Genomic DNA, 16,635 nt, shown 5'->3' with positions numbered 1-16,635 from the left:
GGAGTACCGCTTGGACGCCGCGCTGGCCGGCAGCCGCGTACCCCCCTCTCCCTCCGGGAGAGGGCTGGGGTGAGGGACTGCACGGTCAGTTAAACGTCGAGGCACGAAGGTTGCAGATTTACACCCATCGCCGAGTCGCCAGGACTATCGCCGTGCTGCACACCGGAACCCAACGCATCGCCAAGATTCGCCGCGACTACAACAGCTGGGTCGCCGACGAAACGCTGGAGGACTACGCGCTGCGCTTCACGCCGAAGTCGTTTCGCAAGTGGTCGGAGCTGCGCATCGCCAACACCGCGCTGGGCGCCGTGTCGTTCCTCGCCCTGGAGGCGATCGGTGGCGCGCTGGCGATCAGCTACGGCTTCACCAACACCCTGTGGGCGATCCTCGCAGTCAGCCTGGTGATCTTCCTCACCGGCCTGCCGATCAGCTACTACGCGGCGCGCTACGGCGTGGACATGGACCTGCTGACCCGCGGCGCCGGCTTTGGCTATATCGGCTCGACCATCACCTCGCTGATCTACGCCAGCTTCACCTTCCTGTTCTTCGCCCTCGAGGCAGCGATCATGGCGCTGGCCCTCGAGCTGTATTTCAAGATCCCGCTGGCACTGGCCTACGTGATCTGTTCGATCATCATCATTCCGCTGGTGACCTACGGCATCACCCTGATCAACCGCCTGCAGATGTGGACCCAGCCGGTGTGGTTGGTGCTGCTGTTCCTGCCCTACGCCTTCGTGATCGCCAAGAACCCCGCGGCGCTGGCCGACTGGACCAGCTTCGCCGGTCGCGAGGGTGAGGCCGGTGCATTCAACCTGCTGTCGTTCGGTGCCGCCTGCACCGTGGCACTGGCGCTGGTCACGCAGATCGGCGAGCAGGTCGACTACCTGCGCTTCCTGCCCGAGAAGACCCGCGCCAACCGCAAGCGCTGGTGGGCGGCGATGCTCATGGCCGGGCCTGGCTGGATCATCGCCGGGGCGTTGAAGATGCTCGCTGGGGCGTTCCTCGCCTTCCTCGCCCTGCAGCACGAGATTCCCATCGAGCGCGCGGCCGAGCCGACGCAGATGTACCTGGTGGCCTTCAGCTACGTGTTCGCCTCGCCGGCCTGGGCGATGGGCGCGATGGTGCTGTTCGTCATCGTCAGCCAGGTGAAGATCAACGTGACCAACGCCTACGCCGGCTCGCTGGCCTGGTCGAACTTCTTCGCCCGGGTCACCCACAGCCACCCCGGACGCGTGGTGTGGCTGGTGTTCAACGTGGCGATCGCACTGATGCTGATGGAGCTCGGCGTGTTCGAGGCGATCGAGGAAGTCCTCGGTCTGTACGCCAACATCGCCATCGCCTGGATCGGCGCGGTGGTCGCCGACCTAGTGATCAACAAACCGCTCGGCCTGTCGCCCAAGCACATCGAGTTCAAGCGCGCGCACCTCTACGACATCAACCCGGTCGGCGTCGGCGCCATGCTGGTCGCCTCGCTGTGCTCGGTGCTCGCCCACGCCGGGTTGTTCGGCGCGCTGGCCCAGGCCGCCTCGCCGGTCGTCGCGCTCGGCACCGCACTGCTCTGCGCACCGCTGCTCGCCTGGTTCACCGGCGGCCGCTACTACCTGGCGCGGAGCAGCACGCTGAAGCTGCTGCACCCGCAGCAGACCCACCTGGAATGCGTGCTCTGCGCCAACCCCTTCGAGCGCGAGGACATCGCCTTCTGCCCGGCCTACGGCGCGCCGATCTGTTCGCTGTGCTGCTCGCTCGACGCGCGCTGCGGCGACCTGTGCAAACCCAAGGCACGCCTCGCCGCGCAGTTCGACCAGCTGATCCGCTGGCTGCTGCCGAATGCCTCGGTGCCGCGTCTGCACACCCGTCTGGCGCACTACCTGGGCGTCCTGCTGGTGGTGGTCGGCCTGATGTTCTGCGCCCTGGCGCTGATCTACAGCCAGGTTTCCCAGGGCCTCCAGGGCGCCGAGCGGACCCTGCTCTACCAGGGCTTCTTCAAGGCATTCATGGTCCTCACCCTGTTCGCCGCCGGCCTCGCCTGGTGGGTGGTGCTGACCCGCGAAAGCCGCCACGTGGCACTGGAGGAATCTAACCGGCAGACCGCGCTGCTGATGCAGGAGATCGAGGCGCACCGCAAGACCGACCAGGAATTGCAGAAGGCCAAGGAGGCCTCGGAAGCCGCCAACGCGGCGAAGAGCCGCTACGTCACCGGGCTGTCCCACGAGCTGCGCACGCCACTGAACAGCATCCTCGGCTACACGCAGATTCTGCAGCGCGACCCGGCCACTGGCGGCGGCCAGCAGGAGGCGCTGGCGACCATCTTCCGCAGCGGCTCGCACCTGCTCTCGCTGATCGACGGGCTGCTCGACGTGGCCAAGATCGAGGCCGGCAAGCTCAACCTCGAACCGGTGGAAATCCCCTTCCCGGAATTTCTCGAGCAGCTCAAGCAGATGTTCGCCCCGCAGGCGCAGGACAAGGGCCTGGCCTTCCGCTTCACCGCACAGGGACGGATGCCGGCGGTGGTGCGCGGCGACGACAAGCGCATCCGGCAGATCCTCATCAACCTGTTGGGCAATGCGGTGCGCTACACCGACCAGGGCGAGATCGGCCTGCGCGTCAGCTATGCGCGGGAAACCGCGACCTTCGAGATTCTCGACACCGGCGTGGGCATCGCCGCTGAACAGCTCGAACGGCTGTTCCAGCCCTTCGAGCGCGGCGATCCGCTGCGCCAGGACAACGGCCTGGGCCTCGGCCTGACCATCACCCGCATGCTGGTCGCGCTGATGGGCGGCGCCCTCGACGTGCGCAGCGTGCCGGGCGAAGGCACCTGCTTCGTGGTCCGCCTGTACCTGCCGGAGGTGCGCGTGCCGCAGGCGGTGGTGCACGTCGAGCACAACATCATCGGCTACCAGGGCCCACGTCGCCTGGTGCTGCTGGTCGACGACCACGTCGAGCACCGCCGCGTGCTGGCCGGCATGCTCGAACCGCTGGGCTTCCAGATCGCCGAGGCGGGCAACGGCCAGGAGGCGGTGCGCCAGGTCGCCCTGCTCAACCCCGCCCTGATCCTCATGGACCTGTCGATGCCGCTGCTCGACGGCTGGGAAACCAGTGCGCTGATCCGCCGCAACGCGCTGTCGCAGGCGCCGATCATCGTCATCTCCGCCAACGCCTTCGCCGACGACCGCGAGCGCAGCGTCGCCGCGACCTGCAACGACTACCTGGCCAAGCCGGTGCATACCCCGCAGCTGCTAGAGAAGATCAAGGCGCAGCTCGGCCTGGAATGGCTCAAGCGCGCCGACGAGGCGCCGCTGGCCTCACCGCTGCTGATTGCGCCCAGCGCGGCGAGCCTGGCCGAGCTGCAGGAACTGGGTGCGCTCGGCTACGTCAAGGGCATCCTGGAGCGGCTCGAGCGTGTCGAGCACGAGGAACCGGCCAGCGCCGCCTATGCCCAGGCGCTGCGCGCGCTGGTCAAGCGCTTCCAGCTCAACGATTTCAACCGCCGCCTCAAGGAGGCCCTGCAGCACAGCGGGCTGCCCACCGAAGGAGAAACGCTATGAATGCCCTCGTACCGCTCGATGAACCCGGCGTGGTGCTGATCGTCGACGACACCCCGGACAACCTCGCCCTGCTCTCCGACGCGCTGGATGCCGCCGGTTACATGGTGCTGGTCGCCATGGACGGCGCCAGCGCGCTGGAACGCATGCAGCGGCGCCGCCCGGACGTGGTCCTGCTGGATGCGGTGATGCCTGGTCTGGATGGTTTCGAGACCTGCCGACGGATCAAGGCGCAGGCCGAGATCGCCGACATCCCGGTGCTGTTCATGACCGCGCTGACCGACAGCGAACACGTGGTCGAGGCGTTCTCCGCCGGTGGCATCGACTATGTGACCAAGCCGCTGAAGACCGACGAGGTACTCGCCCGCGTCGCCGCCCACCTGCGCACCGCACGCCAGCTGCAGGCGGCGCGGCGCACCCCGGCGAGCCAGCCGACGCTGACCGGCGAACAGAACCTGGAAGCGCTGAACAGCCGCTATCAGCTCACCGGCCGTGAGGTGGAAGTGCTGCACTGGGTGGCCTGCGGCAAGACCAACCGCGACATCGGCGACATCCTCGGCCTCAGCCCGCGCACCGTGAACAAGCACCTCGAGCACGTCTACGTGAAACTCGGCGTGGAGACCCGCACCGCCGCGGCGGCGCTGGCCATCGCCCTGTGTCGCTGAGTGGCGCCTACTGGCCGTTGTCGCCGGTGTAGTAACCGACCGCCACCAGGTAGTGGCCAACCTTGCGCACCGAGGTGGTTTTCAGCTCATCGCGCTCGGTGACCGGGTTGCGCCAGCGGTAGCTGATCTGCCCTTCGCCCTTCTGGTTGACCTGGTCGAGCATCTGCTGGCCGATCTCGGCGCCGGCGGTGTCCTTGATCTTGCTGAAGTCGGTGCCGACCAGGCGCAGGTTGTAGCCGTGGGCCACGTAGCGGTTGGTCTGCAGGTCGACGATGAACACGTACAGGTCGTCCTGGTAGTAGGTGTTGTCCAGCTCGTTGACCGCCTTGATGGTCGCCGGCGCATCGCCATCCATCGCCTTGGCCGCCTTGTCCAGCAGGTCGGTGGCCTGCGCCGGAGTGGCGCGCGGCTGGTAGTAGCCGACCACCAGCATGCGGTCGCCGACCCGCTGGTAATAGACGTGCTTGAGTTCGACCTTGCCGTCCTGCCAGTTCATCCAGCGGTACTCGGTCTCGCGTACCGGGCCTTCCGGCTGCTTGAGCGCCTGCTCGAAGTTGGCCTTGAGATCCGGCGCCAGCACCGAGGAGATGTTGCGCCCGATCAGCCGATGCGACGGACCGCCGCTGGCGAGCATCACCCCCTGGGCATCGGTCACCCAGACGTACAGCTCGTTATCGGTGAATTCGCCGACCCGACTGAATGCGGCGAGGGCCTTGTCGCCCTGCGCGCGGTACTCGGTCACCGCCTTGTTCAACAATGCCTTGGCCCGTGCCGCCTGATCGGCATAGGCGGGATCGTCCTGCGCCAGCGCCAGGCCACCCCAGAGCATTGCCCCCAACAACAGACAGAATCGATAGACCGCGACCATCGTGTCTCTCCTTCACGGAAGTGGGATTTCGCCGCGCAACGCCGGCGCGGCTCTTACAACATAGCCGCTGACCTGGCCATAAATGACGAGATTTATGCCATGCATAAGCACTGCGCGACCGGAAACCACGACGCGGACGCCAAAATCCGGCAAATTACCCCCTATGGACGATTCCGCCGCAATGGCGATCTGGTCAAATTGGCCGCCCATATTCCATCCGTGCTTAGAAACCATGGCCGACTCCATCGCCCAGAGCTGCCGTGCGACCAAATAACCAAGGGGAACGTAACTGTGTCTGATCGTGAATTTATGGAATTCGACGTCGTCATCGTCGGCGCCGGCCCGTCGGGCCTGTCCGCCGCCTGCCGACTCAAGCAACAGGCCGCCGAAGCCGGTAAGGAAATCAGCGTCTGTGTGGTTGAGAAAGGTTCCGAAGTCGGTGCCCACATTCTTTCCGGCGCGGTATTCGAGCCGCGTGCGCTGAACGAGCTGTTCCCCAACTGGCAAGAGCTCGGCGCGCCGCTGAACACCCCGGTCGCGCGTGACGACATCTACATGCTCAAGAACGCCGACTCGGCGATCAAGGTGCCCAACCTGTTCGTGCCCAAGACCATGCACAACGAGGGCAACTACATCATCTCGCTGGGCAACCTGTGCCGCTGGCTGGCCCAGCAGGCCGAAGCCCTGGGCGTCGAGATCTACCCGGGCTTCGCCGCTCAGGAAGCACTGATCGACGAGAACGGCGTGGTGCGCGGGATCATCACCGGCGACCTCGGCGTTGACCGCGAAGGCCATCCGAAAGAGGGTTACTACACCCCGGGCATGGAGCTGCGCGGCAAGTACACCCTGTTCGCCGAAGGCTGCCGCGGCCACATCGGCAAGCAGCTGATCAAGAAGTACAACCTCGATTCCGACGCCGACGCCCAGCACTACGGCATCGGCATCAAGGAAATCTGGGACATCGACCCGGCCAAGCACCAGCCCGGCCTGGTGGTGCACACCGCCGGCTGGCCGCTGAATGACGAAAACCCGGGCGGCTCGTTCCTCTATCACCTGGAAAACAACCAGGTGGTGGTCGGTCTGATCATCGACCTGTCCTACTCCAACCCGTTCCTCTCGCCGTTCGACGAGTTCCAGCGCTACAAGCACCACCCGGTGGTGGCCCAGTACCTGGAAGGCGGCAAGCGCGTGGCCTACGGTGCCCGCGCCATCTGCAAGGGCGGCCTGAACTCGCTGCCGAAGATGGTCTTCCCGGGTGGCGCGCTGATCGGTTGCGACCTCGGCACCCTGAACTTCGCCAAGATCAAGGGCAGCCACACCGCGATGAAGTCCGGCATGCTCGCCGCCGACGCAGTGGCCGCCGTGCTGCTGGCCGACGGTCAGGGCGGTGACGAACTGACCGGCTACGTCGATAGCTTCAAGGCCAGCTGGCTGTACGACGAGCTGTTCCGCAGCCGCAACTTCGGCGCAGCGATCCACAAGTTCGGCGCGCTGGTCGGTGGTGCATTCAACTTCGTCGACCAGAACATCTTCGGCGGCAAGATCCCGTTCACCCTGCGTGACAACAAGCCGGATTACGCCTGCCTGAAGCCCGCTGCCGAGTCCAAGCGCATCGACTATCCGAAGCCGGACGGCAAGCTGAGCTTCGACAAGCTGTCCTCGGTGTTCCTGTCGAACACCAACCACGAGGAAGAGCAGCCGGTTCACCTGAAGCTGACCGACCCGAACATCCCGATCGGCCAGAACCTGCCGCTGTACGACGAACCGGCGCAACGTTACTGCCCGGCCGGCGTGTACGAGGTGGTGAGCAACGACGACGGCTCCAAGCGCTTCCAGATCAACGCGCAGAACTGCGTGCACTGCAAGACCTGCGACATCAAGGACCCGGCGCAGAACATCACCTGGGTCGCCCCGGAAGGCACCGGCGGACCGAACTACCCCAATATGTAATGAGCCACGCAATGCCCTCCCCTTAACAGGAGGGCATTTTTGTTTCTAGCCTGGACAACTTGCATGACACCGATCGATGCGGAACAACTCAAGCTGTATACCGAGCACCGCGGAATCGCCATTCCCCTGCTCGACCACATCAAACTTCGTTATCGCCCGGCAACTAATGCCGATACCCCCGGCCATCTGGTGCTGCGCGTCGAACGCGAACATTTGAACGGTTGGGACAGTACACACGGCGGAGTCATCATGACTTTGCTGGATGTGGCAATGGCATTAACCGCCAGTTATCACGACGAACAACGCCGTGGTGTGGTGACCATTGAAATGAAAACCAACTTCCTGCGCCCCGGCGGCGATGTCGGCGAAGTGCTCGAAGCCTTCGGCAGCGTGCGCCACCACACGCGTTCGCTGGCCTTTTGCGAGGCCGAGCTGCGCAACAGTCAGGGCGACACGGTGGCCAGCGCCTCGGGCACCTTCAAATACATCAGCAAGCCGTTTCCCGTGACTGACGCCTGATCAGTCAGCGCCTCTCGCTTAATTAACCAGCGAGAGGTGCTCAACTTTCCAGCTCATATTGTTGGCGTGCCAAGTTCATATCACTGGGTATTTGCGCCAATCTGGCTATACTTCGCCACGAAGCCGTCACAGTCTTGCGTTGCAATCCTGAACTGTGATGTTCCGCTTCATCGAGCATCGAAAAAAACAAACCAAGACCCATAACTGCCGGTCGGATGCTTGGGGCATTGACGCCCCACCAGTTGCCAACACTGAGACCAACGGGAAACCACGTGACGAAAGACGAACTGCGCGCCGAACTCGAGCGCCAGGCGCAGCGTTACAAGGATGTTTATGGCGGGGAAGTAATTACCTACGCCGCTCAACCGGACCCCGAGCGCAAGCCCTGGCGCAAGAAAGCCAGCCTTCTTGATCAAGCCTTCGAGAAGGAACTGGAAAAGATTGAAAAAGATCAACAGGCCAAACTGGACGACCAGAGTGGCACCTAGATCGCGGCCCTAACCCGCACCGCATGACCTGCGCAGCCGCCGCTCCGGCGTGGCGTGCGCAGGCTGCCGTTGTCCTGCTTCAGCGGCGCTTGCTGCCCCCCAGCAACGAACCCATCAGCCCGCGCACCAACTGCCGCCCCAACTGGTTGGCTGCCTGGCGTACCGCGGTCTTCATCGCCTGACTGGCCAGGCTGCCGAGCAGCTCGCCGGCCATCCCGCCCAACCCACTGTCAGCCCCCTGCTTGCCGGCCGGTGCTTCGACCTGGCGCGTCTCTTCGGTGCGCGCAGTGAGGCGCTCGTAGGCCGACTCGCGGTCGATCGGCTTGTCGTAGCGCCCGGCCTGTGGGGACTGGCGGATCAGTGCCTCGCGCTCGGCGGCATTCAACGGGCCGATGCGCGACTGCGGCGGAGCAATCGCGACCCGCTGCACCGTAGCCGGGGTACCCTTCTCCTCCAAGGTGCCGACCAGCGCCTCGCCAATGCCCAGTTCGGTGAGCACCGCCAAGGTGTCGAACGCCGGATTGGGACGGAAACCGTCGGCCACCGCGCGCAGCGATTTCTGCTCCTTGGCGGTGAACGCGCGCAGGCCATGCTGGATGCGCAGGCCCAGCTGGGCGAGCACGTCGTCCGGCAGGTCGCTGGGAGACTGGGTGACGAAATACACCCCGACGCCCTTCGAGCGGATCAGTCGCACCACTTGCTCCAGGCGGTCCTGCAGGGCCTTCGGCGTGCCGTTGAACAGCAGGTGCGCTTCGTCGAAGAACAATGCCAGCACCGGCTTGTCAGCATCGCCGCGCTCGGGCAGTTGCTCGAACAGCTCGGCGAGCAGCCAGAGCAGGAAGGTCGCGTAGACCTTCGGCGCTTCGTGAACCAGCTTGCTGGCGTCGAGCAGATGGATACGCCCGCGGCCGTCCGCCTCGGGGCGCAGGATGTCTTCGAGTTGCAGGGCCGGCTCGCCGAACAGCGCCTCGGCGCCCTGCTGTTCGAGCGTCGCCAGGCGGCGCAGCAGCGCCTGCGCGGAGGCGCCGGCAAACAGCGCGCGGTCCTCGCCGAGCAGCTCCGGATGGTCCTTGAGGTGGTTGAGGAGCGCCTTGAGGTCTTTCAGGTCAAGCAGCAACAGGCCCTCGCGGTCGGCGACCTGGAATGCCGCATACAGCGCGGCTTGCTGGCTGTCGGTCAGCTCCAGCAGGTTGCCGAGCAGCAGTGGCCCCATTTCGCTGAGCGTGGTGCGCAGCGGATGGCCGGTGCCGCCGGCGACGTCCCACAGGCTCACCGGATAGGCCTTGGCCTGGTAGTTCAACCAGGACATCGAGGCGATGCGCTCGGCCACCTTGCCCTGCGGATTGCCCGCCGCGCCCAGGCCGCACAGGTCGCCCTTGATGTCGGCGGCGAATACCGCCACGCCGGCATCGCTGAACAGTTCGGCGAGGTGCTGCAGGGTCACGGTCTTGCCGGTGCCGGTGGCGCCGGCAATCAGGCCGTGACGGTTGGCCAGCTTCAGCAACTGGGCCACCGGCTGCCCGGTCGGATCGGCGCCAATGGTGAACGAACTAGATAAAGGCATGCTGCCACTCCCTGATTTAAAGCTTTGCCCGAAATGGTCGATATAAGACCAAGCTCGATGCTCGGACATCGACCGCCAAGACAAAGACCCCTGCTCACGATCACGGCGCGCCCAGGCCACAAGCCGGCGCGCCGCGACTCGTTGTCAGGCTAAGACTGGTGCCGGAACTCAACGGACGCAAGAAGCCATGACTCAGAACCTGAAATTCAGCCACAAGATCCTGCTCGCCGCCTCGCTGGTGGTCACCGCAGCTTTCGCCTTGTTTACCCTCTACAACGACTACCTGCAGCGCAACGCGATTCGCGCCGACCTCGAGGCCTATCTCCACGAGATGGGCGAGAGCACCGCGGGTAATATCCAGAACTGGCTCTCCGGCCGCATCCTGCTGGTGGAACACACCGCGCAGTCGATCGCCCGTGAGCCCGATCAGCAGGCCACCATCGGCCTGCTCGAGCAGCGCGCGCTGGCTTCGACCTTCACCTTCAGCTACGTCGGCAGCCAGGACGGCAGCTTCATCATGCGCCCGGAGAGCGCCATGCCAGCGGATTACGATCCGCGCACCCGCCCCTGGTACAAGGATGCCCAGGCCGCCGGCGGCACCACGCTCACCGAACCCTATGTGGACGCGGCCACCAGCGCCTTGATCATGACCATTGCCACCCCGGCGGGCGGACAAGGCGTGGTCGGCGGCGACCTGAGCCTGCAGACCCTCACCCAGATCATCAATGCCCTGGACTTCGGTGGCATGGGCTACGCCTTCCTGGTCAGCGCCGACGGCAAGATCCTGGTGCATCCCAACAAAGATCTGGTGATGAAGAGCCTCAAGGACCTCTACCCGCAGAACACTCCGAAGATCGGCACCTCGGTCAGCGAGGGTGAGCTGGACGGCCACACGCGCATCCTCACCTTCGCCCCGGTCAAGGGCCTGCCCTCGGTGACCTGGTACGTCGGCCTGTCGGTGGACAAGGACAAGGCCTACGCGATGCTCAGCGAGTTCCGCACCTCGGCGGTGATTGCCACGCTGATCGCGGTGGTCAGCATCATCTTCCTGCTGAGCATGCTGATCCGCGTGCTGATGCAGCCGCTGCACACCATGGGTCGTGCCATGCAGGACATCGCCCAGGGCGAAGGCGACCTGACCAAGCGTCTGGTGATTCAGAACAACGACGAATTCGGTGAGCTGGCCAGCGCCTTCAACCGCTTCGTCGAACGGATCCACAGCTCGATCCGCGAAGTGTCGTCGGCCACCCGCCAGCTCAACGAAGTGGCGCAGCTGGTGGTCAACGCCTCCAACTCGTCGATGGTCAACTCCGACGAGCAGGCCAACCGCACCAACAGCGTCGCCGCGGCGATCAACGAGCTCGGCGCCGCCGCCCAGGAGATCGCCCGCAACGCCGCCGATGCCTCGCACCAGGCCTCCGATGCGCGCTCGCAGAGCGAAGACGGCCGTCAGGTGGTGGAACGCACCATCCAGGCGATGAACGAGCTGTCGAGCAAGATCAGCGCCTCGTGTTCCAACATCGAAGCGCTCAACGGCAAGACGGTGAACATCGGCCAGATCCTCGAAGTGATCAAAGGGATTTCCGAACAGACCAACCTGCTCGCCCTCAACGCGGCGATCGAGGCGGCACGTGCCGGTGAAGCCGGACGCGGCTTCGCGGTGGTCGCCGACGAGGTGCGCAACCTGGCGCATCGCACCCAGGAGTCGGCGCAGGAGATCCAGAAGATGATCGAGGAGCTGCAGGTCGGCGCCCGTGAAGCGGTCACCACCATGACCGAGAGCCAGCGCTACAGCGAGGAAAGCGTGGAGATCGCCAACATGGCCGGTCAACGCCTGAGCAGCGTGACCCACCGGATCGGCGAAATCGACGGCATGAACCAGTCGGTGGCCACCGCCACCGAAGAGCAGACCTCGGTGGTCGAGTCGCTGAACATGGACGTCACCGAGATCAACGTGCTCAACCAGGAAGGCGTGGAAAACCTGCAGGCCACTCTGCGCGCCTGCGGCGAGCTGGAGCAGCAATCCGGCCGCCTCAAGCAGCTGGTCGACAGCTTCCGCATCTGACGCCATCCCCGCCCCTGGACGCCGCGCACGGCGTTCAGGGGCAGCGGATTCATTCCGCTCCCGCTACTTCGGCGGCACCTTGCCCGCCCCCTCCGCGCCCTGCTCTTCCTGCTCTTCCTGCAATTGCTGCCACAGCTCGGCGGCGCCGGGAAACTCGGTACCGTTCTCGCTGCTCAACGCTTCCGGATCGTAACGCCGCACACAGCCTTCACCGAGCGTCGGTGGTGGGCTGGATGTCGCGCGATCGAGGGGATCGGTCATGGGTCTGCCTCCTGTGCAGCCGTCAGTATGCTCAGGCACCCCCCAATAATTAATCGATTTAACTGATCGCTTTCAGCGCAAATTTATACTTTTTATTGATCTGTCTGCTCTGCAATATGGCGCCCATCCACTGATTAACCAGGAGGTGCTCCATGATCATTCGTCCTTCCGCCGAACGCGGTCGCGCGCAGCTGTCCTGGCTGAACAGCCAGCACAGTTTCTCCTTCGGCCACTATTACGATCCGCGCCACCAGGGCTTCTCGCACCTGCGGGTGATCAACGACGATCGGGTCGCACCGGGCGGCGGCTTCGCCCCGCATGGCCATCGCGACATGGAGATCATCAGCTATGTGCGCAGCGGCACGTTGGCACACCGCGACTCGCTCGGCACCGAAGAGCACATCCAGGCGGGCGAGTTCCAGCTGATGCGCGCCGGTAGCGGCATCCAGCACAGCGAGTTCAACGCCTCGTCAAGCGAGCCGGTGCACTTCATGCAGATCTGGATCGAGCCGGCGCAGCGTGGCCTGCCGCCGAGCTACCAGCAACGCGCCTTCGCGGCGCAGGACGGCCTGCAGGCGGTAATCACCCCGGACGGCGCCAACGGCACGCTGCAGATTGCCCAGGACGCCACGCTATACCGCTGGCAGGGCAGCCGTCTGGACTACCAGCCGGCCGCCGGGCGCTGGGTCTATCTCCAAGTACTGGAAGGTACGCTGGCCAACGCCGAGATGACGCTACAGGCGGGCGACGGCCTGCTGGTCCGCGAGGGGGAAGCGTTGCGCTTCGACGGTCATGGCGAGGCACTGCTGTTCGACCTGCCGGCCGAATAGGCGCGCGGCAGCTGCAAGAAAAAAGGCGAGCCATCCGGCTCGCCTTTTTTATCGACTCAGTCGAACAACACCGTCTTGTTGTCGTGAATCATCACCCGGTCTTCCAGGTGCAGGCGCAGGCCGCGGGCCAGTACGCGTTTTTCCACGTCCTTGCCCAGCCGCACCATGTCTTCGATGCTGTCGCGGTGGGTCACCCGCGCCACATCCTGCTCGATGATCGGACCGGCATCCAGCTCTTCGGTGACGAAGTGGCAGGTCGCGCCGATCAGCTTCACCCCACGCCGTGCGGCCTGGTGGTACGGCTTGGCGCCGACGAACGACGGCAGGAAGCTGTGGTGGATGTTGATCACCTGGCCGGCATATTCCTGGCACAGCTGCGGCGGCAGGATTTGCATGTAGCGCGCCAGCACCACCACGTCGGCCTGATGCTCGCGCACCAGACGCGAGACTTCGGCGAACGCCGGCTCCTTGTCCTGCGGATTGACTGGTACATGGAAGTACGGAATGCCGTGCCACTCGACCATGCTGCGCAGGTCGTCATGGTTGGCAATCACGCAGGGAATCTCGCAATCCAGCTCGCCGCTGTGCCAGCGGTGCAGCAGGTCGGCCAGGCAATGCGATTCGCGGCTGGCCATCAGCACCACGCGCTTCTTCTGGTCGGAATCGGTAACGCGCCACTCCATGGAGAACTCACGGGCGATCGGCGCGAACGCCTGGCGGAAACCTTCGAGGTCGAACGGCAGGGAGTCGGCGCGAATCTCGTGGCGCATGAAGAACCAACCACTCTGATTGTCCGAATGGTGGCTCGCCTCCGTGATCCAGCCGTTATAGGTCGCCAGAAAACTGCTGACCTTGGCGACGATACCGACGCCATCCGGACAAGCGATGACCAGTCGAAAAGTGCGCATGCAACTAACTCCAGAAACTGCAAAGGGCGCCATTCTAGCCACACCCCGGGAAAACTGCAGTACCGGCCCGTCCGCCAATGCGCTGCGGCACTAGTCCTCCCCCGCGCGGCGCCCACATCGCGGACAATAAACCCTGCATATGGCAAGGGCTCTCTTCTTAATACCTTTCGGTTATTCGTGATGATTAACTTCAGTGGCGCTTGCTGACTTGTGGCGAATTTGAATGTGCAAAGTGTTAATTGACGCAAAACTTTTCGAATATGTTTACTTGATCAAATTGCCTGACTATTATTCAAACCACTACCTCTGCCAACCACCTCAGAAGAATTCAAGGTAAAGCCCATGTCGCTGATCAATGAATACCGCGCTACCGAAGAAGCAATCAAAGAACTCCAAGAGCGCCTGAAGAACCTCTCCCAAGATGACAAGCTGCAGAAGGAGCTGGAATTCGAAGGCAAACTGCGCAAGCTGATGGGCGAATACTCCAAGTCGCTGCGCGACATCATCGCCATCCTTGATCCGGAAGTTAAAGCCGGCAAAGCTCCGCGTGCCGCCAAGCCTGCTGGCAGCAAGCGCGCCCGCAAGGTCAAGCAATACAAGAACCCGAACACCGGTGAAGTGATCGAAACCAAAGGCGGCAACCACAAGACTCTGAAAGAGTGGAAAGCCAAGTGGGGCGCCGACACCGTTGAAAGCTGGGCCACCCTGCTCGGCTAAGCGCTCGCGACACGCGCTTTGCGACACCAATAAAAAACGCCAGCACTGCTGGCGTTTTTTATTGGGCTTCCAGATCACCGCGCGGATTAGTTAAAGACCATGCCGGCGGCCCAGCTGCTCCGCATAGGCCTGCCACTCCAGCAACAAACTTCGCTGCTCTGGCGTGGCACTCACCAAGGCCTCGGCCAACGCGCCGTGGAACTCCGCCAAGGTATTTGGCGCGCCCCACTCTTTGGCAGTTAGACGCTGACGGCAGAAGTCTTGCCAACGTTGCTGCTCGTCCGCCTGCAAAGTTTCCGGGAAGTTGCGCGCGCGATAGCGAAATAGCAATTCCACCAAACGCGGATCATCGAACATCCAACCGCCCTGGCCGAGCCGCGCCGGCTCGGCACTGCGCACCTGCTCGCACAAACGCCGATCGCGGTCGCCGAAGAAGCCGTCATAGAGTTGCTGTTCCGGATCGGCGTTGGCGGCGAACGATTCTTCGCCGTACACCGCCGGCAACTTGCCCGCCCACAGCGGCTGGGCCTCACGCAGTTGCACGGCGCGCGCCTGGCAGAGCGACATATCCACCTGCAGGCGTTGCAGATCCGCTTCGCGCAAGACGTTCAGCGGGGCGAGCACCGGGCAGCGATTAACGTGGACAAGCTTGAGCGGCACCGGCAGCTCGCCCTCGGCGAGGTCGTCGCGACGGGTGTACAGCAGGCGGCGCAAGCGTTCGGCGTCGTAATCCAGCAACGGCGCCGGATCGCTCTGCAGGTCGCAGACGATCAGTGCATTGCGATTGCGCGGGTGCCAGGCCAGCGGCAGCACTACGGCGAGATAGCCGCGCGCCGCGGAGAAGCGCCCGGAAATGTGCACCAGCGGTTGCAGCAGACGAATCTGCTCGAGCACCAGGGACTTGCTGCGCAGCTTGTAGAGGTAGTCGTAGAGGCGCGGCTGGCGCGCGCGGATCAGGCGCGCCAGGGCGATGGTGGCGCGCACGTCGGACAACGCATCGTGCGCCTGGCCGTGCTCGAGGCCGTTGGCGGCAGTCAGGCGCTCCAGCTTAAGGGTCACCCGGCCATCTTCCTGCGGCCACTCGATGCCTTCCGGGCGTAGCGCGTAAGCGGTACGCACCACGTCGATCAGGTCCCAGCGGCTGTTACCGCCCTGCCACTCGCGGGCGTAAGGGTCGAAGAAATTGCGATACAGGCTGTAGCGCGTCACTTCATCGTCGAAGCGCAGGGTGTTGTAGCCCGCCCCGCAGGTGCCGGGTGTCGCCAGCTCGGCGTGCACGCGGGTCATGAACTCCGCCTCGCCGAGGCCACACTCGGCCAGGCGCTGCGGATCGATACCGGTGATCAGACAGGCCATCGGGTGCGGCAGGATGTCTTCGCTCGGCCGGCAGTACAGATTGATCGGCGCGGCAATCTCGTTCAGCGCGTCGTCCGTGCGGATGCCGGCGACCTGCAGCGGGCGGTCGCGGCGCGGGTCGATACCGGTGGTCTCGTAGTCGTACCAAAAAATTGAAGACATAACTTCCCTGGATCAATGGCTGCAACGAAGAGCGCCCAATGCAATCGCTCTGCTTTTGACTGCCGCATTCTACGCGGACAGATTCCAGAGTATCAGGCGGGTTCTGCCACATCTCCTCCGCGTTCAATGTGCCCTCTTCTCGGCTAACTACTTGCGGCACTCATGCAACTAACCCAACTACTTCGTCCAATAAGGAAACAGTATTCGACTCGAAATTGGCGCCAGAATGATGTCACAATAATGGCACTCAACCTGTTGCCTGGGCCACGCAATGCCAAACGGAATCTACGAGATCAACTTCAAATCGTCCCTCAAGGACTTCGGAAAAGGACTGGTTGTCATCAAGGACGGCAGCCTGAATGGCGGCGACCTGCACCTTATCTATCGCGGCCAGTTCCAAAGTGACAATGGTCAGATTCACGCGCAGATCATTGCCGAACAACGAAAGCCGGCTGACGCAACTGTCGCAGATATCGAGCGACTCGAAGTCGACTTCGCGGGAAATCTCGACGCCTCGACTGGCAACATCTTTCTGGCCGGTGCCGTGACCGGTCGGCCCAACTTGCTGATCACCGCCATTGGCAAGAAGCTCGCGGCTACCGCCTGATCCACGGCCGCCCCGTCAACCACCTTCAACGTCGCGCCCTAATAAAAAGCCCGCGCTCGGCGGGCTGCAAGAACGGCTGACGTCAGCAGAAGTGCGTCAATCCTGGCGTGCCGACAGATGTGCCTGCAGCTTG

General features: G+C 63.9%; 15 protein-coding genes. 9 read left to right on the top strand and 6 right to left on the bottom strand.

Annotation, left to right across the window (positions count from 1 at the left end):
- Nucleotides 1–152: 152 nt before the first annotated feature.
- Together JQX08_RS13480 and JQX08_RS13475 are read left to right on the top strand one after the other, a co-directional pair.
- A complete protein-coding gene (locus JQX08_RS13480) occupies nucleotides 153–3,545 on the top strand; it encodes an ATP-binding protein (RefSeq protein ID WP_205348884.1) in 3,393 nt (1,130 codons plus the stop codon).
- The gene (locus JQX08_RS13475) at nucleotides 3,542–4,207 is read left to right on the top strand and encodes a response regulator (RefSeq protein ID WP_205348883.1); all 666 of its coding nucleotides are present in this window, start codon (nucleotides 3,542–3,544) and stop codon (nucleotides 4,205–4,207) included. The genes JQX08_RS13480 and JQX08_RS13475 overlap by 4 nt, the downstream gene beginning before the upstream one ends.
- A 7-nt stretch (nucleotides 4,208–4,214) precedes the next feature.
- On the opposite strand, the gene JQX08_RS13470 is transcribed toward JQX08_RS13475, so the two are convergent.
- Nucleotides 4,215–5,075, bottom strand: coding sequence for a cache domain-containing protein (locus tag JQX08_RS13470; protein WP_205348882.1), 861 nt, complete (start codon nucleotides 5,073–5,075; stop codon nucleotides 4,215–4,217).
- A gap of 12 nt (nucleotides 5,076–5,087) precedes the next feature.
- Nucleotides 5,088–5,309: a hypothetical protein gene (locus JQX08_RS13465; protein ID WP_205348881.1), complete on the bottom strand. Its 222-nt coding sequence runs from the start codon at nucleotides 5,307–5,309 to the stop codon at nucleotides 5,088–5,090.
- Between the two features lie 75 nt (nucleotides 5,310–5,384).
- On the opposite strand from JQX08_RS13465, the gene JQX08_RS13460 reads away from it, so the two are divergent.
- The 3 genes from JQX08_RS13460 (at nucleotide 5,385) to JQX08_RS13450 (ending at nucleotide 8,032) form a co-directional block, all read left to right on the top strand.
- Nucleotides 5,385–7,025, top strand: coding sequence for an electron transfer flavoprotein-ubiquinone oxidoreductase (locus JQX08_RS13460; protein ID WP_205348880.1), 1,641 nt, complete (start codon nucleotides 5,385–5,387; stop codon nucleotides 7,023–7,025).
- Nucleotides 7,026–7,088: 63 nt separating this feature from the next.
- Nucleotides 7,089–7,544: a PaaI family thioesterase gene (locus JQX08_RS13455; RefSeq protein ID WP_205348879.1), complete on the top strand. Its 456-nt coding sequence runs from the start codon at nucleotides 7,089–7,091 to the stop codon at nucleotides 7,542–7,544.
- A 272-nt stretch (nucleotides 7,545–7,816) separates the two neighbouring features.
- Complete coding sequence (locus tag JQX08_RS13450; RefSeq protein WP_205348878.1) at nucleotides 7,817–8,032, top strand: hypothetical protein; 216 nt, start codon at nucleotides 7,817–7,819, stop codon at nucleotides 8,030–8,032.
- Nucleotides 8,033–8,111: 79 nt separating this feature from the next.
- Here JQX08_RS13450 and JQX08_RS13445 read toward each other — a convergent pair whose 3' ends face one another.
- On the bottom strand, nucleotides 8,112–9,596 hold the full coding sequence (locus JQX08_RS13445) for a helicase HerA-like domain-containing protein (RefSeq protein ID WP_205348877.1): 1,485 nt from the start codon (nucleotides 9,594–9,596) through the stop codon (nucleotides 8,112–8,114).
- Nucleotides 9,597–9,783: 187 nt separating this feature from the next.
- On the opposite strand from JQX08_RS13445, the gene JQX08_RS13440 reads away from it, so the two are divergent.
- A complete protein-coding gene (locus tag JQX08_RS13440) occupies nucleotides 9,784–11,661 on the top strand; it encodes a methyl-accepting chemotaxis protein (protein WP_205348876.1) in 1,878 nt (625 codons plus the stop codon).
- 63 nt (nucleotides 11,662–11,724) lie between these two features.
- On the opposite strand, the gene JQX08_RS13435 is transcribed toward JQX08_RS13440, so the two are convergent.
- Complete coding sequence (locus JQX08_RS13435; protein WP_205348875.1) at nucleotides 11,725–11,922, bottom strand: hypothetical protein; 198 nt, start codon at nucleotides 11,920–11,922, stop codon at nucleotides 11,725–11,727.
- A 152-nt stretch (nucleotides 11,923–12,074) separates the two neighbouring features.
- Here JQX08_RS13435 and JQX08_RS13430 point away from each other — a divergent pair, with 152 nt between their 5' ends.
- Nucleotides 12,075–12,752: a pirin family protein gene (locus JQX08_RS13430; protein WP_205348874.1), complete on the top strand. Its 678-nt coding sequence runs from the start codon at nucleotides 12,075–12,077 to the stop codon at nucleotides 12,750–12,752.
- A gap of 56 nt (nucleotides 12,753–12,808) precedes the next feature.
- Here the strand turns inward: JQX08_RS13430 and purU are convergent, their stop codons facing one another.
- Nucleotides 12,809–13,660 (bottom strand): formyltetrahydrofolate deformylase, encoded by an 852-nt coding sequence (gene purU, locus JQX08_RS13425; RefSeq protein WP_205348873.1) that lies wholly within the window; start codon nucleotides 13,658–13,660, stop codon nucleotides 12,809–12,811.
- 342 nt (nucleotides 13,661–14,002) lie between these two features.
- On the opposite strand from purU, the gene mvaT reads away from it, so the two are divergent.
- Nucleotides 14,003–14,377 carry a histone-like nucleoid-structuring protein MvaT gene (gene mvaT, locus JQX08_RS13420; protein ID WP_205348872.1) on the top strand — a complete coding sequence of 125 codons (375 nt, stop codon included), beginning with the start codon at nucleotides 14,003–14,005 and terminating at the stop codon, nucleotides 14,375–14,377.
- 90 nt (nucleotides 14,378–14,467) lie between these two features.
- Here mvaT and sbcB read toward each other — a convergent pair whose 3' ends face one another.
- Nucleotides 14,468–15,895 carry an exodeoxyribonuclease I gene (gene sbcB, locus JQX08_RS13415; RefSeq protein ID WP_205348871.1) on the bottom strand — a complete coding sequence of 476 codons (1,428 nt, stop codon included), beginning with the start codon at nucleotides 15,893–15,895 and terminating at the stop codon, nucleotides 14,468–14,470.
- A 271-nt stretch (nucleotides 15,896–16,166) separates the two neighbouring features.
- Between sbcB and JQX08_RS13410 the strand changes: the two genes are divergently transcribed.
- On the top strand, nucleotides 16,167–16,502 hold the full coding sequence (locus JQX08_RS13410) for a GrlR family regulatory protein (protein WP_205348870.1): 336 nt from the start codon (nucleotides 16,167–16,169) through the stop codon (nucleotides 16,500–16,502).
- Nucleotides 16,503–16,635: the final 133 nt, after the last annotated feature.

The sequence above is a fragment of the Zestomonas insulae genome, assembly GCF_016901015.1.
GTDB lineage: Bacteria > Pseudomonadota > Gammaproteobacteria > Pseudomonadales > Pseudomonadaceae > Aquipseudomonas > Aquipseudomonas insulae.
The sequence above is the reverse complement of the archived record's forward strand: the minus strand, read 5'-3'. Positions and strand labels throughout refer to the sequence as shown.